Source organism: Allobosea sp. OAE752 (assembly GCF_050433265.1).
Lineage (GTDB): Bacteria > Pseudomonadota > Alphaproteobacteria > Rhizobiales > Beijerinckiaceae > Allobosea > Allobosea spartocytisi.
Genome location: NZ_JBNPXO010000002.1, coordinates 801,478 through 822,073, shown reverse-complemented (window position 1 = coordinate 822,073; position 20,596 = coordinate 801,478). Strand labels below are relative to the sequence as shown.

General features: G+C 65.9%; 17 protein-coding genes. 4 read left to right on the top strand and 13 right to left on the bottom strand.

Going from position 1 to position 20,596, the window contains the following annotated elements:
• Window positions 1-32: 32 nt before the first annotated feature.
• Both GGC47_RS08845 and pncB read right to left on the bottom strand, forming a co-directional pair.
• Window positions 33-680: a DUF1444 domain-containing protein gene (locus GGC47_RS08845; protein WP_142022588.1), complete on the bottom strand. Its 648-nt coding sequence runs from the start codon at window positions 678-680 to the stop codon at window positions 33-35.
• Window positions 681-751: 71 nt separating this feature from the next.
• Complete coding sequence (pncB, locus tag GGC47_RS08840) at window positions 752-2,029, bottom strand: nicotinate phosphoribosyltransferase (protein WP_038359834.1); 1,278 nt, start codon at window positions 2,027-2,029, stop codon at window positions 752-754.
• Between the two features lie 193 nt (window positions 2,030-2,222).
• Between pncB and glpD the strand changes: the two genes are divergently transcribed.
• Window positions 2,223-3,773, top strand: coding sequence for a glycerol-3-phosphate dehydrogenase (gene glpD, locus GGC47_RS08835; RefSeq protein ID WP_142022587.1), 1,551 nt, complete (start codon window positions 2,223-2,225; stop codon window positions 3,771-3,773).
• 346 nt (window positions 3,774-4,119) lie between these two features.
• Here glpD and tssH read toward each other — a convergent pair whose 3' ends face one another.
• The 9 genes from tssH to GGC47_RS08790 all read right to left on the bottom strand — a co-directional run bounded on the left by tssH (window position 4,120) and on the right by GGC47_RS08790 (window position 15,448).
• The gene (tssH, locus tag GGC47_RS08830; protein WP_142022586.1) at window positions 4,120-6,855 is read right to left on the bottom strand and encodes a type VI secretion system ATPase TssH; all 2,736 of its coding nucleotides are present in this window, start codon (window positions 6,853-6,855) and stop codon (window positions 4,120-4,122) included.
• 23 nt (window positions 6,856-6,878) lie between these two features.
• Window positions 6,879-7,934 (bottom strand): type VI secretion system baseplate subunit TssG, encoded by a 1,056-nt coding sequence (gene tssG / locus GGC47_RS08825; protein ID WP_370955543.1) that lies wholly within the window; start codon window positions 7,932-7,934, stop codon window positions 6,879-6,881.
• A complete protein-coding gene (gene tssF, locus GGC47_RS08820; RefSeq protein WP_142022585.1) occupies window positions 7,931-9,892 on the bottom strand; it encodes a type VI secretion system baseplate subunit TssF in 1,962 nt (653 codons plus the stop codon). Before tssF ends, tssG begins: the two co-directional genes overlap by 4 nt.
• Window positions 9,892-10,440, bottom strand: a complete 549-nt coding sequence (locus GGC47_RS08815) for a GPW/gp25 family protein (RefSeq protein WP_429067698.1) — start codon at window positions 10,438-10,440, stop codon at window positions 9,892-9,894. Before GGC47_RS08815 ends, tssF begins: the two co-directional genes overlap by 1 nt.
• 62 nt (window positions 10,441-10,502) lie before the next feature.
• A complete protein-coding gene (locus GGC47_RS08810) occupies window positions 10,503-10,988 on the bottom strand; it encodes an Hcp family type VI secretion system effector (protein ID WP_038358308.1) in 486 nt (161 codons plus the stop codon).
• 139 nt (window positions 10,989-11,127) lie between these two features.
• Window positions 11,128-12,633 (bottom strand): type VI secretion system contractile sheath large subunit, encoded by a 1,506-nt coding sequence (gene tssC / locus GGC47_RS08805; protein ID WP_038358310.1) that lies wholly within the window; start codon window positions 12,631-12,633, stop codon window positions 11,128-11,130.
• 56 nt (window positions 12,634-12,689) lie between these two features.
• On the bottom strand, window positions 12,690-13,220 hold the full coding sequence (gene tssB, locus GGC47_RS08800; protein ID WP_081925067.1) for a type VI secretion system contractile sheath small subunit: 531 nt from the start codon (window positions 13,218-13,220) through the stop codon (window positions 12,690-12,692).
• Between the two features lie 124 nt (window positions 13,221-13,344).
• Window positions 13,345-14,796 (bottom strand): type VI secretion system protein TssA, encoded by a 1,452-nt coding sequence (locus tag GGC47_RS08795; RefSeq protein WP_185747998.1) that lies wholly within the window; start codon window positions 14,794-14,796, stop codon window positions 13,345-13,347.
• An 85-nt stretch (window positions 14,797-14,881) separates the two neighbouring features.
• Entirely contained in the window at window positions 14,882-15,448 is a 567-nt protein-coding gene (locus tag GGC47_RS08790) for an OmpA family protein (protein WP_113254798.1), read from the bottom strand.
• Window positions 15,449-15,565: 117 nt separating this feature from the next.
• Here GGC47_RS08790 and GGC47_RS08785 point away from each other — a divergent pair, with 117 nt between their 5' ends.
• Genes GGC47_RS08785 through tagH form a run of 3 tightly spaced genes read left to right on the top strand, consistent with a single transcriptional unit; the run spans window position 15,566 to window position 19,398 of the window.
• Window positions 15,566-17,422, top strand: a complete 1,857-nt coding sequence (locus GGC47_RS08785; protein ID WP_142022582.1) for a type VI secretion system Vgr family protein — start codon at window positions 15,566-15,568, stop codon at window positions 17,420-17,422.
• An 11-nt stretch (window positions 17,423-17,433) separates the two neighbouring features.
• Window positions 17,434-17,982, top strand: a complete 549-nt coding sequence (locus GGC47_RS08780; RefSeq protein ID WP_038358316.1) for a DUF6931 family protein — start codon at window positions 17,434-17,436, stop codon at window positions 17,980-17,982.
• A 33-nt stretch (window positions 17,983-18,015) separates the two neighbouring features.
• Window positions 18,016-19,398, top strand: a complete 1,383-nt coding sequence (tagH, locus tag GGC47_RS08775; RefSeq protein ID WP_185747997.1) for a type VI secretion system-associated FHA domain protein TagH — start codon at window positions 18,016-18,018, stop codon at window positions 19,396-19,398.
• A 133-nt stretch (window positions 19,399-19,531) separates the two neighbouring features.
• On the opposite strand, the gene GGC47_RS08770 is transcribed toward tagH, so the two are convergent.
• Window positions 19,532-19,885 (bottom strand): RidA family protein, encoded by a 354-nt coding sequence (locus GGC47_RS08770; RefSeq protein WP_142022580.1) that lies wholly within the window; start codon window positions 19,883-19,885, stop codon window positions 19,532-19,534.
• A gap of 148 nt (window positions 19,886-20,033) precedes the next feature.
• Entirely contained in the window at window positions 20,034-20,537 is a 504-nt protein-coding gene (locus tag GGC47_RS08765) for a PAAR domain-containing protein (protein WP_038358320.1), read from the bottom strand.
• Between the last annotated feature and the right edge of the window lie 59 nt (window positions 20,538-20,596).

The following is a 20,596-nucleotide window of genomic DNA, read 5'->3' as shown; positions in this document are numbered from 1 at the left end:
CCTCCTGTGACGCCAGAGTGAGGAGGTCAGCGCTAATTCTTCACCATCCAGCGCCCCCGGACACGCTGCAGAAGAAGGCTCGTCACCGAATAGCCGTCGCTCGGCATTCGGGCGATACGGCGCAGGCTCGCGACCGCCTCCGGATCGGCTCCGTCGCCGAAGGCCACGATGTCGCGCGCCGGCACCGCGACGACCAGCTCGGCAGGGAGATTCGGGATCGCGGACCAGACCTCTGGCAGCAGAATCAGCGCCGCATTGTAGTCAGCCTCGAAGGACAGGGACCGAACGGGACCATGTTCCTCGATCTGCAGGCGCGAGACCCTGCGCTTCAGGTTCTCCCGGCCGGCATTCATCATATCCTGGTTGCTAAGCCCGAACCGCTTTCCTTCGCCGCTCATGACGAAGCGAGATATGTCTTTGCGATCTTCTACGACGACGACCACGATATCGCCCACGAGCTCCGCGTGGACGATGCCCGGTGCAGGTTTCGGTTGGGCGCGCGCCTTTTCTTCAACCGTCGCGACGAAGGCTCGGTTCTTGACGGTGACCAGCAGCGAACTCTTGAAAGAAGCCGCATCGCGTTGAGGCGCACCGCATTCCGGGCAAACCGGTTCTTCAGCCCAGGATCGATCCGGCCACGCTGTGAGCATGGCGAACAACACAACCAGTAAGTGCAGCATGCCGAGTCCCCCAACCCGCAACCACAATTGCGCATCGAGAACATAATGGCAACATCTTTACTTGCCCGCGGTCATGCAACCCCGAACACCCGCCGATAGCGCGCCACAGCCTCCGGGTCGCCCGAGACCTTCTCGGGATTGTCGGAGAGCTTCACCGCCGGGCGCCCGTTCGCCTTGGTGACCTTGCAGACCAGCGACATCGGATCGAGCGCGCGCGAACCGTCCGGCGAGCAGCCGACGAGATCGTTGGTCAGGTCGGTGCCCCAGCCAAAGGCCATGCGGACCTTCCCATCGAAATGATGGTAGACGCGCTCGATCGCATCGACATCGAGCCCGTCGGAGAAGACCAGCAGCTTCTCGCGCGGATCGCGCCCGTGCGCGCGCCACCATTCCATGATCGTCTCGCCGGCCGGGATGGGAGGTGCGCTGTCCGGCCGGAAGCCGGTCCAGTCCGCCACCCAATCCGGCGCATGGCGCAGGAAGCTCTGCGTCCCGAAGGCATCCGGCAGCGCGATCAGCAGGTTGCCGCCATAGACCTGCCGCCATTCGTCGAGCACCCGGTAAGGCGCGCGCAGCAGCTCCTCGTCGGAATCGGCCAGCGCCGCCAGCACCATCGGCAATTCATGGGCGTTGGTGCCGATCGCCTCGAGATCGGTGTCCATCGCGAGCAGCACGTTCGAGGTGCCGCTGAAGGCCTTGCCCAGCCCCTCCTTCAGCGCCAGGACGCACCAGCGCTGCCAGAGATGGCCATGGCGGCGGCGCGTGCCGAAATCGGAGAGCCTGAGATTGGGCAGCTTCTGCAGCCGCTCGACCTTGTCCCACATCTTCGCCTTGGCGCGGGCATAGAGCACGTCGAGCGAGAAGCGCTTCTGGCCCAGCATGACGCGCCGCGCCCTGAGCTCGTTAATGATCGCGAGCGCCGGCACCTCCCACATGGTCGTATGGGTCCAGGGGCCGTCGAAATGCAGCTCGTACTGGCCGTCGACCTTGCGCAGATCGTATTCGGGAAGCTGGAACTCGGCGAGCCAGGCCATGAAATCCGGCGAGAACATCTGGGTCTTGCCGTAGAAGCTGTTGCCGGCGAGCCAGATCAGTTCCTTCTTGGTGAACCGCAATGAGCGGGCATGGTCGAGCTGCGCGCGCAACTCGCCCTCGTCGACGATGTCGGCGAGGCGGATATGCCTGGAACGGTTGATCAGCGAGAAGGTGACGCGGACTTCCGGATGGAAGGCCCGGATCATCTGCAGCATCAGGAGCTTGTAGAAATCGGTATCGAGCAGGCTGCGGATGATCGGGTCGAGCCGCCAGCCGTGATTATAGGTCCGCGTCGCGATGTCGGTGTAGATCATATCGGCAGCAGGTCCGGGAAAGCTCGGCGACGGAACGGCGAAGAACGGCGCATGGGCGCCGATGCCATCAGAACAATGCCTTGGCCGCCGGCGCAAGCGTGTCGCGCACAGGGCAGCCCGCGAGCGGCGCTCGACCATTGCCGCGCCCTCTCTCTCAAGCTATCTCGCCTGTTCGAACGGGATTCAAAAGCACATGGCGTCCGAAACCACATTGCCTGCGGCCGGCTTCGGCACCACTCCTTCTGCGCCCTATGATCTCGCGGTCATCGGCGGCGGCATCAATGGCTGCGGCATCGCGCGGGATGCGGCCGGGCGCGGCGCCTCCGTCGTGCTGCTCGAGAAGGACGACCTCGCCAGCGCCACCTCGTCGCGCTCGACCAAGCTGATCCATGGCGGGCTGCGCTATCTCGAACATTACAAGTTCCGGCTGGTGCGCGAGGCTCTGATGGAGCGCGAGCGGCTCTGGGCCATCGCGCCGCACATCATCCGGCCGCTGCGCTTCGTGCTGCCGCATCACAAGGGCCTGCGCCCGGCCTGGCTGCTCAGGCTCGGTCTGTTCCTCTACGACCATATCGGCGGCCGCAAGCTCCTTCCCGCGACGCGCACGCTCGACCTCGCCCATGATCCTGCCGGCAGGCCGCTCAAGGACGACAAGGCCAGGGCTTTCGAATATTCCGATTGCTGGGTCGAGGATGCGCGCCTCGTCGTGCTGAACGCCATGGACGCCGCCGTGCGCGGCGCCGCGATCCACACCCGCACGCGCGTCGCCGCCGCGATCCGCGAGGACGGGCTGTGGCGCCTGACGGCGGAAGGGCCGCAAGGCCGTTTCGACATCTGGGCGAAGGCGCTCGTCAACGCAGCCGGCCCCTGGGTCGGCGAGGTGCTGAACGGCGTCATCCACACCAATGCCAAGGCCGGCGTTCGCATGGTGCAGGGCAGCCACATCGTCGTGCCGAAGCTCTACGAGCACGACCGCAGCTACATCTTCCAGAATGCCGACGGCCGCATCGTCTTCGCGATTCCCTATGAGCAGGACTTCACCCTGATCGGCACGACCGACCGCGACTACCATGGCGATCCGGTCGATGTTGCCGCCACGCCCGAGGAGATCGCCTATCTCTGCGCCGCGGCGAGCGAGTATTTCAGCCGGCCCGTGACGCCTGAATCCGTGGTCTGGACCTATTCCGGCGTGCGCCCGCTTTATGACGACGGCGCCTCGAAGGCGCAGGAGGCGACACGCGACTACGTGCTGACGCTGGATGCCCCCGAAGGTTCGGCGCCGCTCCTCTCGGTCTTCGGCGGCAAGATCACGACCTATCGCCGCCTCGCCGAATCCGCCCTCGCCAAGCTCGCCCCCCACGCGCCCTGGGCTGCCCGCGCGACCTGGACGATGACGGGCGCCCTGCCCGGCGGCGATTTCCCGGTCAGCGGCTTCGACGCGCTCGTGAACGAGATCGCCGCCGCCCATCCCTGGCTCGAACGTCGCACAGCGACGCGGCTCGCCCGCAGCTACGGCACCCGCGCCCGCGAGATTCTCTCAGATGCGCAGGGCCTCACCGATCTCGGCCGTCCTTTCGGCGCCGATCTCTATGAGCGCGAGGTCCGCTATCTCATGCGCTCGGAATGGGCACGCCGCGCCGACGACGTACTCTGGCGGCGCGGCAAGCTCGGCCTGCGGCTCTCGCCGCAGGAGCGCGCGGCGCTGGACGACTTCATGCAGCAGGAAATCGCGGCAGCCGCCTGATCGGTTTTCCTTCGACAATACAGTTGCTTGCCCGCCGACGTGGAATCTTCTCGGCAAGTTCAAACTCGGCTCGCCCACGCCGCGAAACGTGTTTTGGTTTCATCCGAGCCACACAATCATCCCGGGCTTGACCCGGGATCCAGCGTAGAGCGCCGAGCCCTATGATGGATTCCGGATCGGCGCCGCTGTCGCGGCTTGTCCGGAATGACGGAACCGCTTCCGTGAGAAACGCGAGCCGCGGACCGGAGACGTCCAGCACTGCATCGACAAGCTGGAGCGCCAAGCCGCATGCGAACGAACGCATGGTCCTCCAGCCGCCATCAATCGCGGAGCGGAAGGCGGCGGCTCACGCCACCTGATAGGCGAAGCTGCCGTCCTCGACCGAGACCTTCGCCTCGGTCAGCGGCTTCTTCTCCAGTTGCAGGTTGAGGATCGCGCGCGACAGCGCCGGCAGCATCGAGTTGGTGATGATGTTGTCGATCATGCGCCCGCCCGAATCCGGGTCGTTGCACTGGCCGACGATGTGCTCGACCACCGCGTCGTCATAGACGAAGGCCGCCTTGTGGTTCTCGCTGAGCCGCTTGCCGATGCGCCCGAGTTGGAGGCGGACGATGCCAGCCAGCATGTCCGAGGAGAGCGGATAGTACGGAATCGTCACGAGCCGCCCGATCAGCGCCGGCGGGAAGACCTTGAGCAACGCCGGACGCAGGCTCACCGCCATAGCCTCGGGATCGGGCTTGGCCGCACCGTTCGCCGCCATGCTCATGATCTCGTCCGTGCCGACATTCGAGGTCAGGATGATCAGCGTGTTCTTGAAATCGATGCGCCGGCCGGTGCCGTCCTCCATCTGGCCCTTGTCGAAGACCTGGAAGAACAGCTCGTGCACGTCGGGATGCGCCTTCTCGACCTCGTCGAGCAGCACCACCGAATAGGGCTTGCGCCGGACGGCCTCCGTCAGCCGGCCGCCCTCGCCATAGCCGACATAGCCGGGAGGCGCGCCCTTCAGTGTCGAGACGGTGTGCGCCTCCTGGAACTCGCTCATATTGATGGTGATGACGTTCTGCTCACCGCCATAGAGCGCCTCCGCCAGCGCCAGAGCCGTCTCGGTCTTGCCGACGCCGGAGGGGCCGCAGAGCATGAACACGCCGATCGGCTTGTTCGGGTTGTCGAGCCGGGCGCGGTTGGTCTCGATGCGCTTGGCGATCATGCCGATGCCATGCCCCTGCCCGACCACGCGCCTGTTCAGCGTCTCGGCGAGGTTGAGCACGGTCTCGATCTCGTCCTTGACCATCCGTCCGACCGGGATGCCGGTCCAATCCGAGACGACCGAGGCGACCGACTGCTCGTCGACATGGGCGTAGATCATCCGATTGGCCGGATCGATCTCGCCAAGCGACGCGAATTTGGCGTTGAGCGCGGCGCGGGCATCCTCGGGATCGGCTGCAGGTTCCCCGGTCGGAGCCGATACCTCCGGCGCTGCGGCGCCGGCATCGACGCTCGCCTCCTGCGGCACGGCCTCGGCCTTGGGATCGGCGCCCGGTGCCTTCTCGCCGAGCTTGGTCCGCAGCGCCTTGATCTCCTCGACGATGGCAAGCTCGCTCGCCCAGGCGGCTTCGAGGGCGGTGAGCTTCTCCCGCTTCTCCGCGATCTCGACCTCGATCTCACTGAGCCGCTTGGCGCTGTCGGTGCCGAGATCGGCATCGGCGGTCAGCGCCGCCTTCTCCTGCTCCAACGCATTGATCGCGACGCGCGCATCCTCGATCGCGGCCGGGGTCGCGCTCTGGCTGATGGCGACGCGGGCGCAGGCCGTGTCGAGCAGGCTCACCGCCTTGTCGGGAAGTTGGCGGGCCGGGATATAGCGCGAGGAGAGCGTCACCGCCGCGACGATGGCGGCATCCGAGATGCGGACCTTGTGATGCTTCTCCATCGGGCCGATCAGCCCGCGCAGCATGGTGCAGCAGCGCGCAACGTCCGGCTCGTCGACCTGTACCGGCTGGAAGCGGCGGGTCAGCGCCGGGTCCTTCTCGAAATATTGCCGGTACTCCGACCATGTCGTCGCCGCGATGGTGCGCAGCGTGCCACGCGCCAGCGCCGGCTTGAGCAGGTTCGCGGCATCGCCCGTGCCCGCCTGCCCGCCGGCGCCGATCAGCGTATGTGCCTCGTCGATGAACAGGATCACCGGCGTCGGCGAGGATTGCACCTCGTCGATCACCGAGCGCAGGCGCTGCTCGAACTCGCCCTTCATCGAGGCGCCGGCCTGCATCAGGCCGATATCGAGCGCGCAGACCTTGACCCCCTTGAGCGGCGGCGGCACATCGCCCGCCGCGACGCGCTGAGCGAAACCCTCGGCGATCGCGGTCTTGCCGACGCCGGCCTCGCCGGTGAGGATCGGATTGTTCTGGCGCCGGCGCATCAACACGTCGATGACCTGCCGGATCTCGTCGTCGCGGCCGAGGATCGGGTCCATGCCGCCCTGGCGCGCTTTGGCGGTCAAATCCTGCGAGAAGCGGTCGAGCGCGGTCGTGCCCTTCGGCCCTTCGGCCGCCTCGGCGCCCGGCGTGCCGGCGGCGCGCAGGCCCGAGCCATCCATCGGCCTTAAGTTCTCCTCTTCCGAGCTTTCCCAGATCTTGCCGTAGCCTGCCGCGAGCTCCTCGACCGGGATCTTGGCGAATTCCTTGGAAAGCCCGGTGAAAGCCCGGCGCAATTCGGTCGACTTCAGCGCCGCCACCAGCAGGTGCCCGGTCCTGATCTGCGTCTCGCCGAAGAACAGCGTCGCGTAGTGCCAGCCACGGTCGAGGATATCGACGATGTGGTTGGCGATGCCGGGCATCTCCGTCTCGTTCTTGCGGAACCCCTCGACGACACCGCCAAGGTCCATCAGCAGCCTGGCGCGATCGAGCTTGTAGTGGTCCGCGGTCAGGGTCAGGTCGTTGGCGCTGCCCTGCAGGATCTGCAACAGCCAATGCGCCAATTCGACATTGCGGTTCCCGGCACCCTTGGCCTGCCTCAGCGCCTGCAGGAAGGTGTCGTAGCCGATCCGGTTGAGCTTGCCTGTGACGGCTTCGAGGCTGATATCGGCCATGGTCGTCCCCTTGATCTCTGGTCTTAGGCAGCAGCGCGGCTACGTTTCAGGCGCATGCGTTCGGCCGGATGGAAACGGGCGTCGCGGCGCAGCGCGCCTTCCTCGGCGGTCCAGTTCGGCGCCATCCAGCTCGTCCAGCCGAGATGGCCGGACTGGCCGAGCCTGACGGGCTTCACTTCGCCCACCGGCAGCGCGAGCTCGACATCCCATTCGAACTGCTCGCCGAGATGCAGGAAGACGGCATCCGCCAGCGGTTCGCAGCGATCGCCATTCGGCAGGAAGCGCTCGAACTGTTCGAGGTCAGCAGCCACGATCTTCACGCGGAACTTGTCCTCGACGCTGTAGACGCTGCCGCCGAGCAGCGCGTCGCCGCCGAGCGTGCAATGCGCGCCTCCCAGCCGCGTCCGGTCCGCCGGATCGAAGACGAGACGCATGCCGACGAACTGCTCGATCTCGACTTGCGTCCTGAACAGCCCGGCGAGAAGGCGCTGAAGCCGCGAGGCGGATTTTGCCTGCGCGCCGATCAGCCCGGCATGGGCGAGCTTCTCGGGATCGGGCACGCTGTCGCGGTCGAGATAGGGCTTCGAGCCCACCCCGATCATGCTGCCGATATAGGCGGCGAAGCGGTCGAGATCGGGCCGGTCATGCTGCGCGATCGGCCGCGAATCCGCCCAGGCGCGGTAAAAGAGCTGCAGGAAGCGATGGTTGAAGATATCGAGGAAGCGCGGAAAGGCATCGTCGCGCGCGAGTTGCCAGTGATAGCTCTCCTCGGTTGTCGCCAGCGGCAGCGCGCCCTGCGGGCCGAGCAGGCCGAGGAACTTCACGAAGAGCCGAAGCCTGCCCTGCGCGTCCCGGCCCGCCTCCGCGATGGTCGAGGCGGGAAAGTCGAGGAAGGCCTGCTCGCCCAGCGCGACATATTCGTCGCGCCGCGAGGCGACGTCGCCGATGCGGCTGCGCTCCGGAAAGCTGCGTTCCAGCCGCCGCATCACGGCATAGAAGTCGAAGCGCCAGGGCTCCGCCTCCAGCCTCGCCTGGTAGCCCGGCGCCTTCTCCAGCGGCGTGGCGGCGTCCTCGCTCACAGGACGCGCCTCGAACCGGCGCGCGGTGGAAAGCGCATCACCTCGCCGCGCTCCACCGTGCGGATCACCGTCTGGGTAAAATGGTTCATCGCCGCATATTCGGCGAAAAAGCGGTCGAGCACCGCGCCCAGCAGGAAGACGCCGGAGCCCTCGAAGGCCTTTTCGTCGAGCAGCACGGTGATTTCGAGACCCCGCCCAGCCCCCGTTCCGGCCCGCTGGGGAAAACGGCGCACGACGGGCCGGCTGTCGACATTCTTGATGCCGCGGATGCGCCGCTCCGTCGCGCTGTCGGCAAGATCGGCGAAGAGCGAGAGCAATTCGCGCAGCGCCTCGCCATTCTGCCCGGCGCCGCGCTGGACGAGGCCGAGATGGTTGAGGCTGAGCAGGTTGATCAGCCGCCAGGTCACGACACCCGTACTCGCCGTCTCCGCACGCAAGCGAAGCTGCGAGACGATCGGCTCGCGCGGCGGTGTCGGCCCGGCAAGGCAGGCAAGGTCGAGCGAGACATTGTCGATCAGCCGGAAATCGGCGCCGCCGACGCCGGTCGGCAGATGCTCGGTCAGATGCCGGTTGGAACATAGCGCGCGCACGCTCAGCTCCGCCACCGAGGCGCTGTCGCCCATCTTCGCCGGCTCGACCAGCGAGATGAACATGTCCGTGCCGGTATAGTCGGAGGCCCGCCCCTGGCGCCGCTCGGCGGAGGAGCGCCGCCGTGGCAGGCGCCGCTGTGTATAGTGAAGGCCGTGAACCGGCGAGGCTCCCTCCGGCGAGGAATAGAGCGGATGCACCGGCTGCTTCTCGCGACCGCCGGTATAGTGCGCATGCACCGAGAGAACGCTGTGCGGCTCGTAGTCGAGCGCGCGGCTGCGGTCCGGTACGACATGGAATTCGTGCTGGTTGCTCTTCACCGGGATGCGGTCGGCCGTCTTCTCGAAGAGGTTGACCGCAGGCGCCGCGTAGAGCGCGAACATCTCCTTGCGCACCGCGCCGGGCAGCCGCGTATTGACCTCGTCGAAGACGAAGATCAGCTCGACCGTCTTGGCCGTGAGCTTGGGCATGATCCGGCCCAGCCCTTCCAGCCGGAAGCCGAGGAACTTGCGCGGGAACCAGAACAGCTCGTGCAGCAATTCGAAGCCGCGGAAGACGCGGGTATCGGCCGGCAGCAGCGCCTCGTTCTCGTCGAAGCCGATCTGCTCCAGCCGGCAACCCTCGCCCGGCGTCACCACCGGGTCGCCGAACGCGTCGAGATGACGGAAATGGATGCCGACGCAGTTCGCGAAGAGCTGCTCGTAGAGAGCGACCGCATCGCCCTCCCCGCCGAGCAGATGGAAGGCGAGCTCCTTCGTCCGGCAGCCGGCGAACCAGCTCGCCGGATTCTTCAAGGCCTGGGCCGGAGTCGGCTCCTGCTCGGGGTCCGCCATCACCCGGTGCGTCAGGGTCAGGCGCAACCCCGCAAGCGCGCGCTGATCGGTACGCAGGCCGAGCGCCTGCAATGGCGCCGGAGCCGGAATATAGTCGGCGGCCACGATCTCGAACGGCCAGAGCGTGACGTCGCTGCCCAGCCGGTAGCGGCAGGCGACACGCCGCTCGCGCTCCAGATAGGTCGCGTCGAGATAGGCGCCGCGCGGGATGCGCACCCCCTCGCGCAGGCCCGGATCGGAGTAAGGCGGCACGACGCCCGCCAACAGTGCCGAAGGCGTCGGCGCCAGATAGTTCGGCAGGAGCTGTTCGAGCAGGTTGTTGGTGAATTCGGGGAACTCGTGCTTCAGCTTCAATTGCACGCGGGCGGCGAGGAAGGCCGCGCCTTCGAGAAGGCCACCGACCATCGGGTCCATGCGCTCGCCGACGAGCCCGCCCAGCCGCTCGGCGATGCCGGGATACTCCTCCGCGAACTCCTTGCTGTGCTCCATGAACAGCCGGAGTTCCTGATTATAGAGATCGAGAAACTCCTGGTTCATCACCGCCCCTTGATCGCGATCTTGCCGGTATCGAGTTCGAGATCGGCCACGAATTGCACGGGTACGTTCAAAGGTTCGCAGTTCAGATCGGCGCGGACGAGGAAGCGTACCTTCAGCTCGGCGGAATCGAGCGTCCTGTCGCGCTCGACGGCGATGGAATTGCGGATCAATCGCGGCTCGTAGCCCATCAGGGCGGCGGCGAGATCCTCACGGATCGTATCGACGCGATGCTCGTCGATCGAAAGCCGCGTCATGTCCGGGAAGCCGTGATTCAGGATCGAGCGGCGCACATGCTCCAGCTCGGAAAGGTCCACGGCCGAGCCAAGATTGACCGTGTTGACCAGCGCGTCGAGGTCGATGGCGATCTCGCGCCGCAGCTTCGGCTCGGTGATCGCGGCCCGCGGCGCGGCGCGACGTTGCGCGATCACACGTTCGCCGCCCTCGTCCCGCAGGTCGAGCGCGGTCCGCGCATCCTTCTCCAGATGCGCTTCGCGGAATGCGAACATCAAAGGCGGCCGAAGCCGCTTCTTCGAAAGGGGGTCGGCCATGACATCGCGTCCGGGGCGGGCGACGAACCGGCTCCGGCTCAGCCGGAGCCGGTGCGCGCGGCTCAGCTCTTGGCGTTACCCTTGAGATCCCACTTCATCTCGATCGCCGAGTCGAGCGTCTGGTCCGACTTCTGCGGCCGATATTGGAACTCGACCTTGGCATAGTTCAGCGCAAACTGGTCGGTCGGGACGCTCGAACCGCCGGCGGCATCGCCGGACTGGTAGCTCGACACGATCAGGTCCTCGAGCGTCACCGTGTAGTATTCCTGCGGCTTTTCGCCCTGCTTTCGGACGTAGAGCACCGCCTTCTTGATGTATTTGCCGCTGGCGCAATACAGGGCGAGGTTTGCCGAAGCCTTGCTGACCTGCGCGGTGAAATGCATGTCCTGGAAGTTCGCCTTGCCCGCGCCGCCGCCGCCGCCATGGGCGTAGGAGCCGGGGTTGCTGATGCCCCAGGAAAAGGAATCGACCGCGATCGTATCCTTGTGGGTTTTGTCCTGGGCCTCGCCCTTGATCTCGTCGATCTTGAGCAGAAAGTCGGCAGCCATGTTTACCTCCAAAGTAGGGTCGTCGGATTGCTCGGATGCGCGAGCGCGCTGATGGACGCATCTCTCCGATCGCGCACCCGCATCGGGTCAGCGCGTCGAAGGGTCTTCGTGCTTCCGTCACCTGCCGATCAGGTGGCGGTCACTGCTTGGGAGCTGGCAGTCGCGAGACCAGGCTCAGGCCGATATCCATGCCTTCGAGCTGGAAGTGCGGCCGCAGATAGAACTTGGCCGAGTAATAGCCAGGGTTCTCCTCGTCCTCGAAGACGTCGATGCGTGCATCCGAGAGGGGGCGCCGCGCCTTCGTCTCTTCGCTGGAATTGACCGGATCGCCGTCGACATATTCGGTGATCCACTCCTGCAGCCAGCGTCGCAGCGGCTCCTTTTCCTTGTAGGAGCCGATCTTGTCGCGAACCATGCACTTCAGGTAGTGCGCGAAGCGCGAGACCGCGAACATGTAGGGCAGCCGCGAGGACAGGTTGTCGGACGCCGTCGCCGCCACGCCGTCGGGCCCGGAGAAGGCCTTGGGCTTGTAGAGCGACTGTGCGCCGATGAAGGCCGCCTTGTCGGTGTTCTTGCGATGGATCAGCGGGATCAGGCCGGATTTCGCCAGCTCCGCCTCGCGCCGGTCGCTGATCGCGATCTCGGTCGGGCATTTCAGATCCACGCCGCCATCGTCGGTCGGGAAGGTGTGGGTCGGCAGGTTGAGAACCTCGCCGCCGGACTGGACGCCGCGGATGCGGGTGCACCAGCCATATTCCTTGAAGGCGCGGTTGATGTTCACCGCCATGGCATAGGCGGCGTTCATCCAGGCGTATTTCTCGCCCTTGTGGCCGTCGGTATCCTCCTCGAAGGCGAATTCCTCGACGGGCTCGGATTTGGCGCCATAGGGCACCCGGGCGAGCACGCGCGGCAGGCACAGGCCGACATAGCGGGAGTCGGCAGCGTCGCGCAGGCCCTTCCAGGCCGCATAGTCAGGCGTATCGAAGACCTTGCTGAGATCGCGCGGATCGGAGAGCTCCGTCCAGGCATCCATGCGCATCAGCATCGGATCGGCGCCGGCGAAGAAGGGAGCATGCGCCGCCGCGGCGATCTTCGAGAGGTCGCGCAGAAGCTGGACGTCCGTGGCCGTGTGGCTGAAGTGATAATCGCCGACGAGGCAACCGAAGGGCTGGCCGCCGAGCTGGCCGAACTCCTGCTCATAGACCTGCTTGAAGAGCGGGCTCTGGTCCCAGCGCGCGCCGGGATAGGTCTTCAGGTTGCGGTAGAGCTCGTTCTTCGAGACGTTCATCACCTTGATCTTCAACTGAGCATCGGTCTCGGAGTTGAAGACGAGGTAGTTGAGGCCACGCCAGGCGCTTTCCAGCTTCTGGTATTCGGGAGCGTGCAGCACCTCGTTGATCTGCTCGGTCAACTTGGCGTCGAGCCGCGCGATCATCTCCTCGATCGTGTCGATGACGTCGCCCTTGATCACGGTCGAATCCGCCAACGCCTGATTGACGAGGGTCGCGACCGCGTTCTCGACTTCCGTCGCCGCGCGTTCCGTTCTGGGTTTGAAACTCTGCTTCAGGATCGCCGAGAAATCGTCGATCTCGCGCGTCTCGACTGCCGCCCCGCCGGGCTGTTGGGTTTGTGCTTCCGCTGCCATTGCCGCCTCGCTCGCTTAACCGCCTGCCGACCCGGAAAGAGGGCCCGCGCCCTGCCTCAGTTCTGCGCCTCGCCCTCGGGCTTCCCGTTCTTGCCGAGCCTGTCCTTGAGGGCTGTCATCAGCTGCGGATCGGCCAGCAGCGCCTTGATCTGGTCGCTCGCCGCCATCTTGCCGTCCATGTAGCGCAGCAGGTTGGCGAGCTGCTCGCGCGCCTCCAGCAGCTTGGCGGTCGCCGGGATCTGGCGGGCGACGGCCGCGGGGTTGAAATCCTCGAACTTGGTGAACTTCAACGCGACGGAGAGCTTCTCGCTTTCGTCCTCGCCGAGCTTGTTGGACACGTTGAAAGCAAGGCCCGGCTCGATCGCGGCCATGCGCTGGTCGAAATTGTCCATGTCGACGTCAAGGAACTTGCGCTGCGAGATCTCCGGCTTCTCGACCGCCGAGGCGTTGCCCGAGAGATCGGCCAGCACGCCCATCACGAAGGGCAGCTCGATCTTCTGCTCGGCGTTGTAGGGGTCCTCATAGGTGATGTGCACCCGAGGCGGCCTGTTGCGGCGAATGAACTTCTGCCCTGAATCTCCGGCCATGACGCATGCCCCTTTTGCTAACCGGACCACGCTGACGTAGCGTGATACTGTATAGAACTTCGGAATTCATCGATATAGTCTCATCATCGCGACGAGAGGTTCAAATCGAAACCGAAAAACTTCCCTAGCTGTCGGCATCCGGCATCTGCGCAACCTCGGGCAGGATATTGCCGAGCAGCGACATGAAATCATGCTGCGCCAGAGCGCAGGCCTTGTCCATCAGGAGCGGCGTCGGATGCGAAGGCTCCACCTGCCGGTAGAAGGATGCGACGGCCCTCATCGCGTTGACCGCATCGGCGCGGTTGCCGATGGCGATCTCCGCCATGGCGGCGGCCGGCGGCGGCACGTGGGACGGAGCCTCCGCCACACCGGAATCCGCCTCTCCGTCCTCGGCCAAGGCCTCGGACTCTTCCGCCACGCCGTTATCATGGCCGTCGCCGTCATCGCTTTCGACGGAGGCGCTGTCGTAACTGTCCTCCCCCGCCTCGGAATCATGGCCGTCCGGCACCGGAAGACGCTCGAGCGGCAGCCTGAACCGGCGCACTTCGCCGATCTCGAGAACCGCCTTGTCGACGTGCTCCGGAAACATGATCTGGATGACCTCGATCAGCGACTTGCCGATGAGCTGCTGCGCCTGCCCGATCAGCAGGACAGCCGGGCTCGACGGCTCCGTTTTGCGAAAGTAGCCGAGGCAGGCCGCCAGCGTATCCTTCACTTGGAGGATGCTCGAAAGGCCGCCCGGATTGAAGGTTGCAGCGCTAGTTGCCGGCATCTGCGCGTCGGTCGCCGCAGCCGTCGCCGAGGGCTGATGCCCCGGAACGCGCCGCGCGACCGCCATGTCCAGAAAGCCGGCGATCTGGTCCAGAAGTGCCACGAGGCGCGGAAAGCCGAGCGGATGATCGACGCCTACTCTCTCGATCCAGATCGCACGCAGGCGCGCGAGCCCTTCGCGCGCGGCGTTGATATGGCCGAGGGTCGCCGTCAGGGCATCGACCTCGACCTCCCCCAGCGCTGCCTGGATCGCGCCCGCATCGGGATGCTGCTCGCCCTCGACCAGCTTTGTCTCGCCGCTGGCGACAAGCTGGCTGCGGAAGGCGAAGGCGCCGATGCGGCGGCTCACGAACAGCGGGGCGTGCTGCAACGGCAGAACCACGGTCGGCAAATCGTCCAGCCCCTGCAGCGTGACCTCGCGCATGATGAAGTCGCCATCCAACGCGCGCGGATGCACCTCCTCCCAATGCTCGCCGAGGATCTCCGCCATGGCTGAGAGACAGGCGGCAAAGCCGGCGATGTCGCGATTGAGGATCGAGAGCTTCGCCGCGAGCACGAAGAGCCGGAGGTCCTGCGAGCGGGCCATCAGATTGCCGAGATCGGCGAAGGCGGCGGGGAACTCGATGCTCGAGCGGTCGAAGGCGACCTGCCTGCCGTCGTCGTCGCGGCGGAAATACGCCACCGGAAGCACGACCTCGAGCCGCGCCGTGACATTCATGAAGTCGGTGTCGTCCTCGAGGTCCGGCCCGCAGGGCCCGTCATCGGCCATCGGCTTCGACAGTTCGGCGAAATTCAGCGCGGCCATGCCTCTCCCCAGAATGCCTCTTCCCGCCCGGCAACGCGGCGGCCCGGAAGCCCCACGAACCGCCGTGAACAGATCGACCGTGCGCTCAATTCGCGGCGCGCAAGCGCGTCTCGACGCGGCGGTTGTCGCCGGAGAAGGGGTCGGCGACCACCGGCTGGCTCTGGCCATAGCCCTTGGCGACGAGCTTGCCGGTGTTGACGCCCTTCTCGCCGAGATAGCGGACCACCGCCTCCGCGCGGCGCTCGGACAGGCTCATGTTGTAGCTCGGATTGCCGGCGGCATCCGTGTGCCCCTCGACCATGAAGGTCTGGCTGGAAAGCTGGGGCGTCTTCAGGGCCTTGGCGAATTCGTCGAGATTGCCCTTGGCCTCGGGCTCCAGCACGTCGGAATTGTACTTGAACTTCACCACGAGATCGAAGGCGCTCGGCGGCTTGGCGACCTCGACCGCATGGCCGGCCTTCGCGCATTCGGCCTCGGTGCCGATGCACAGCCCGCGCGTGACGCCCGCCGGCTTCGGCGCGACAACGCCGGGCTGGAAATGCTTGACGATGTCGTCCGCCTTGTAGGTCTGCGCCATGGCGCCTGTCGCCATGGTGAGAACCATCGAGCCCGCCAGAGCGACGAATACCTTGAATGCGGATTGCTTGCGCATGGGAACCTCCCAATGTGTCACGCCAATCGGCGGATGAAAACTTGCGGATCCGACGATGACTCTGAGAGTTAGTTACGTCAAGTCGAATTTAGGTTCAATCGTCGAAAGGTTTCGTTGATGCCATCGAACCCTGGACAAGAACAAAGAATTGCGTCCTTTACGACTCCAGCCGGAAAGGACGAGTTTTCACTTATCCGGTTTGAAGCCGATGAATCTTTAAGCGAATTATTTACTTATAACATCGAGGCAATCAGCAAAACTGAGAATGCCGACCTGCAAAGCATCATGAGCGAGAAGTGCTCAATCAAGTTCACGTTGAAGAACAAGAGCGAGCGGGTTCTCAACGGCACGCTCGTCGATGCTCAATGGCTCGGCAAGCAGGACGACCTCTATGTCTACCGATTCACGCTGAGGCCCTGGCTCTGGCTGCTCTCGCAGCGCGCAGACTGCCGGATCTTCAAGAACAAGACCGCGCTCGACATCATCAAGGAGATCTTCAAGAAGGAGAACGCGGCGAGCTTCGATGACCGCACCAGCGAGACGCTGCAGCCGATCGACTACTGCGTGCAATATCGCGAGACCGATCTCGACTTCGTGCTGCGTCTGATGGAGCAGTACGGCATCTATTACTACTTCAAGCACAGCGACGGGGACCACAAGCTGGTGCTCTGCGACTCCCGCTCGGGCCATGACCAGGTGATGCCGAGCGCCGAGGCGAACTTCACGGGCGACAGCTCGATCTTCGCCTTCGTGGCGCCGGGCAGCCGCTTCCCGCGCGCGGATGTCGAGCATCTCACCCAATGGTCGACGGTGCGGCGCCTGCGCACCGGCAAGGTCGAGCTGAAGGACTATGATTTCGAGAAATCGGGCTCCGACCTCACGGCGCGCGCCGAGGAAGGCTTCCCAAAGGCCAAGTCCTATGAGGCCTACGACTATCCGGCGAGCTACACCCAGCGCGACCAGGGCGAGCATTTCGCCCGGGTCCGGGCGCAGGCGCAACAAGCCAAGGACGACCGGCGCTACACGGCCGGCGAGGCGCCGAGCCTCTATCCGGGCGCGCTGATGAAGCTCGGCGAGCACCCTTCGGGCGCCGAGAACATCGAATATCTCGTGGTGCGCGCCACGCATGCGCTCGGCGCCCAGAGCTACCGTTCCGGCCAGCAGGACGAGGCGCTCTACACCGGCTCCTTCGAACTGCAGAAGAGCGACCGGCGCTTCCGCGCGCCCCTCGTCACGCCGCGCCCGAAGGTCTACGGGCCACACACCGCCAAGGTCGTCGGCGAGAAGAACCAGGGCGAGGAAGGCGACATCGACGTCGACGAGTACGGCCGCATCTGGCTGCGCTTCCATTGGGACCGCGAGGACGGCTCCACCTCCTGCCGCACCCGCGTCGCGCAGATGTGGGCCGGCAAGAACTGGGGCGGCCAGATCATCCCGCGCATCGGCCAGGAGGTGATCGTCGAGTATATCGAGGGCAACCCGGACCTGCCGCTCGTCGTCGGCGCCGTCGTCAACGATCAGCACAAGCCGCCCTACGAATTGCCGGCGAACAAGACGCAATCCGGCCTCAAATCGGAATCGACCGACCATGCAGGCTTCCCCGGCACCTATAACGAGATCAAGTTCGAGGACCTCAAGGACAGCGAGGTTCTCGAGATGCGGGCCGAAAAGGACCACAAGGTCACGGTCAACAATATCGAGACCCGCGAGATCGGCGAGCGCTTCCAGGGCAGCAACTATTCGCGCGAGACCACGCTGAAGCTCGGCAACGACAAGCTCGACATCCAGAACGGCAAGCTCGACGTCGAGGCGCTGACCGAGATCAATCTCAAGGTCGGCGAGAGCACGATCAAGATGACGCCCGGCAGCATCGAGATCAAATCGCCGACCATCACGATCCACAGCCAGGCCCTGACGGAGGTCAAGAGCGACGGCGCCCTCGTCGTCAAGGCCCCGATGGTGACGATCAACTAGCCGGAGCCATCATGTCACGCCTGCGCTTCAGCACCGCCCGCGAAGTGTTCGAGACCTATCCCTCGGCCTCCCAGGCCGTCACCATGCCGCCGACGGCGGAGCCTCCGCTGGCTTTCCTCGCGCGCCTGGTCAAGGGGCCGGCGCCAATGGAAGCCGCCGGCTTCTGCGCCTTCCTCCTGCCGAGGCGTGAAACGGTATGGTGGGCCCTGCAGGCGGTGCGCGCGTTGCAGCCGCCCGGCACGCAGGACCCCGGCCTTGCCGCCGCCGAGGCCTGGGTCCGGGAGCCCGGCGACAAGACCCGCTTCGAAGCGCTGCGCCATGCCCAGGCCGGAGATCGCGCGCGGCCCGGCACCTTCGTGGCCTGGGCGGCCGGCTATTCCGGCGGCAGCATGTCGGAAAGCCACGCCATCCCCACCCCGCCGGACCTGACCGCCAAGATGGCCCGCATCGCCGTGCTCAATGCGATCAACCGTCTGCCGGCCCGCGAGCGCGAAGCCGCATTGCGCGCCTGTGTCGAAGCATGCATTCGTTTGGCCGAAGACGATGCCGGCAAACGCTGATCTTCTCGCGCAGCTCGGAACGGGATGTCCGCGATGGCGCTGACACTGACGATCGAGAACCAGGCCTCGCTGCCCGATGGCGGCCCGCTCAGCGTGACCGCCAGCGGCGGGCGCGGCCTCGATATCGGCCGTGACCAGCATCTCGACTGGGCGCTGCCCGATCCCTCGCGCGCCGTCTCCGGCCGCCATTGCGAGATCCGCTTCCGCGACGGCGGCTGGTGGCTGCGCGACATCTCGACCAACGGAACCTTCGTCAATGGCGGCGAGCATCGCGTGCAGTCGCCCTACCGCCTCCAGCACGGCGATCGGCTCGAGATCGGCCACTACATCATCGCGGTCGCCATCGACGAGGAGGCCGGGCAGGCGGCGGCGCAGGCGGCCTCTCCTCCCCCATCCTATGTCGCCGACCCGGAAGCGCTCTGGACGCCCAGCACGGATGCCGCGCCGCCGATCTCGCGTCGCGATCTGATGCCGCCCGGCCACGCCAAGCCGGTGCATGCAAGCTTCATCGACTGGGCCACCGACATTCCGACACCGGCCGCCGGGCCGGCGCCGCCAGCCCCTCCACCGGGCCGGTCTGCCCAGCCACCGCAAGGCGACGATTTCGCCTGGGCGCCCTTGCAGGCCGCCCCCGTCCCCCAGGCGGAGCCGCTGGCGCCGATCCCCACGCCGCGCCGTCCGACGGCAAGCGGCCCGGCCTCCGCGAACCCCTGGGACGAGCCGGCCACGGCCGAACCGGAGCCCGATGCCGAGCAGATGCCTGCGCCCGCAACCACGCCGGTGTCCGCAGCCGCCGTCACGCGGGACCCCGTCCCCATGAGCGGCCCTGCCGCGATCTCGATGGGCGAGTTCATGCAGCGCTTCGCCAAGGGGGCCGGCGTCTCGCCGCAAGCCCTGTCCACGCAGGATCCGGGCGCCTTCGCCGAGCAGCTCGGCGGGCTGATGCGCTTGATCGCGGAGGAGCTGAAGGGCCTGCTCGCCGCCCGCGCCGAGAGCAAGCGCATCGCCCGCAGCACCAGCCAGACGATGATCCAGGCGCAGGACAACAACCCGCTGAAATTCTCGCCGACGGTGGACGACGCGCTGCAGCTGATCTTCGGCCAGCCGCGCAGCGGCTATCTCGACGCGAAGCGCGCCTTCGACGAGAGCTTCCGCGACCTCAAGGCCCATCAGATCAAGACTTACTCCGCCATGCAGCACGCGCTGCGGATGCTGGTCGAGGATCTCGATCCGCAAGCGATCGCCGAAGCGACCACGCCGGAAGGCGGGATCGGCGGGCTGATCGGCTCGCGCAAGGCGAAGATGTGGGAGACTTATGTCGCACGCTGGGAGGCCAAGACCGCCCCTTATGAGGACGGTCTCGTCGACACCTTCATGATCTATTTCGCCGAGTGCTACGACCGCGGCGGGAAGTGACGGCCGTTCCCTACGGCCGTCATGCTCGGGCTCGCCCCGAGCATCTCATGCAGCATGAGGCTCCAGTGCCCTTCTGTCCGGAGATTCTCGGGTCTCCGCTGCGCTGCGCCCGAGAATGACGCCCTCTTCAATCCTACCGCTTCGCAGCCACCGCCGTGATCTCGATGCCGTAGCCGGGTGATGCCAGCTTCGCCTCGACGGTCGCGCGCGCCGGCGCGTGGCCCGGCGCCACCCATTTGTCCCAGACCGCATTCATCTCGCCGATCTTGCCGATATCGGTCAGGAAGATCTGCACGCTGAGGATGCGGTCCTTGCCGCTGCCGGCATCCGCGAGCGTTTCCTCCAGCAGCGCCAGCACCTCTTGCGTCTGCTCGGTCAGCGAGCGCCCTTCCGTCTTCTCCGGCACATGGCCGGCGAGGAAGACGATGCCGTTGAAGATGGCGGCGTCGCACCAGCGGGCGGTCAGCCCGATGCGTTCGATGGTCACGGCAGGTCCTCCGAAATGGGATTGAGAGAACCCGCTTGGCGAGCTCGAGACCTCCGGTCAAGCCGGAGGATCGGCACCCCGGCGACCCACGGCACGGAAAACGATCCAATATCAGTGACTTGCGCGGAATTGTTGAATCAACCCGGCATCATCCGCCGATGATGACTGTCGGCAGGCCCATGATGATTTTGTTGGGCGGCCCCAGCGCTTCGAGGACAGTATCGCCCATCCGGCAGGCCGGCAGGTTGTTGATCAGCACGGTCTGCGAACCGTCGATGACGACGCCGAGTCCATGCGGCACGGGCGGCGGCACGGGCGTCAGGCAGTTATGGATATCGGCCCCGCCGGAGGCGCCGGTGATCATCGAGCCCATGCTGGCGGAGACGGCGTTCTTCGTCGCGATTTCGGCCGCGAGCGCTGCCGGCGCACCGGGCGTTCCGGCGGCAGCCAGCGTCGCGGCCTCCGCCGCCTGAACCGTCGCATCGGCCGCGGCTTTGGCGCCCTGGATCGCCGCGGCGGCCGCAGCTGGAACTCCTCGCCAGGCCGGCAGGCTGCCGATCAGCACGTTCGGACTGCCCGGCCCCGGCTGCAGAATGCCCGGCAACGGGTGGATCACCGGGTCGGTGATGCGTGCGGCAGGGCCTTTCGGCATCGTCGCCTCCCGTTCTCGAACGGATTCGTTCCTTTCAGGACTGCCCTCAAACTCTGTCC

Coding starts and splice junctions, on each gene's coding strand:
- GGC47_RS08780 (WP_038358316.1), top strand. CDS start 17,434: ATGTCACGCCTGCGCTTCAGCACCGCCCGCGAAGTGTTCGAGACCTAT.
- GGC47_RS08795 (WP_185747998.1), bottom strand. CDS start 14,796: ATGGCCGCGCTGAATTTCGCCGAACTGTCGAAGCCGATGGCCGATGAC.
- GGC47_RS08790 (WP_113254798.1), bottom strand. CDS start 15,448: ATGCGCAAGCAATCCGCATTCAAGGTATTCGTCGCTCTGGCGGGCTCG.
- tssB (WP_081925067.1), bottom strand. CDS start 13,220: ATGGCCGGAGATTCAGGGCAGAAGTTCATTCGCCGCAACAGGCCGCCT.
- tssC (WP_038358310.1), bottom strand. CDS start 12,633: ATGGCAGCGGAAGCACAAACCCAACAGCCCGGCGGGGCGGCAGTCGAG.
- tssH (WP_142022586.1), bottom strand. CDS start 6,855: ATGGCCGATATCAGCCTCGAAGCCGTCACAGGCAAGCTCAACCGGATC.
- tagH (WP_185747997.1), top strand. CDS start 18,016: ATGGCGCTGACACTGACGATCGAGAACCAGGCCTCGCTGCCCGATGGC.
- glpD (WP_142022587.1), top strand. CDS start 2,223: ATGGCGTCCGAAACCACATTGCCTGCGGCCGGCTTCGGCACCACTCCT.
- tssF (WP_142022585.1), bottom strand. CDS start 9,892: ATGAACCAGGAGTTTCTCGATCTCTATAATCAGGAACTCCGGCTGTTC.
- GGC47_RS08765 (WP_038358320.1), bottom strand. CDS start 20,537: ATGCCGAAAGGCCCTGCCGCACGCATCACCGACCCGGTGATCCACCCG.
- GGC47_RS08810 (WP_038358308.1), bottom strand. CDS start 10,988: ATGGCTGCCGACTTTCTGCTCAAGATCGACGAGATCAAGGGCGAGGCC.
- GGC47_RS08785 (WP_142022582.1), top strand. CDS start 15,566: ATGCCATCGAACCCTGGACAAGAACAAAGAATTGCGTCCTTTACGACT.
- GGC47_RS08845 (WP_142022588.1), bottom strand. CDS start 680: ATGCTGCACTTACTGGTTGTGTTGTTCGCCATGCTCACAGCGTGGCCG.
- pncB (WP_038359834.1), bottom strand. CDS start 2,029: ATGATCTACACCGACATCGCGACGCGGACCTATAATCACGGCTGGCGG.
- GGC47_RS08815 (WP_429067698.1), bottom strand. CDS start 10,440: ATGGCCGACCCCCTTTCGAAGAAGCGGCTTCGGCCGCCTTTGATGTTC.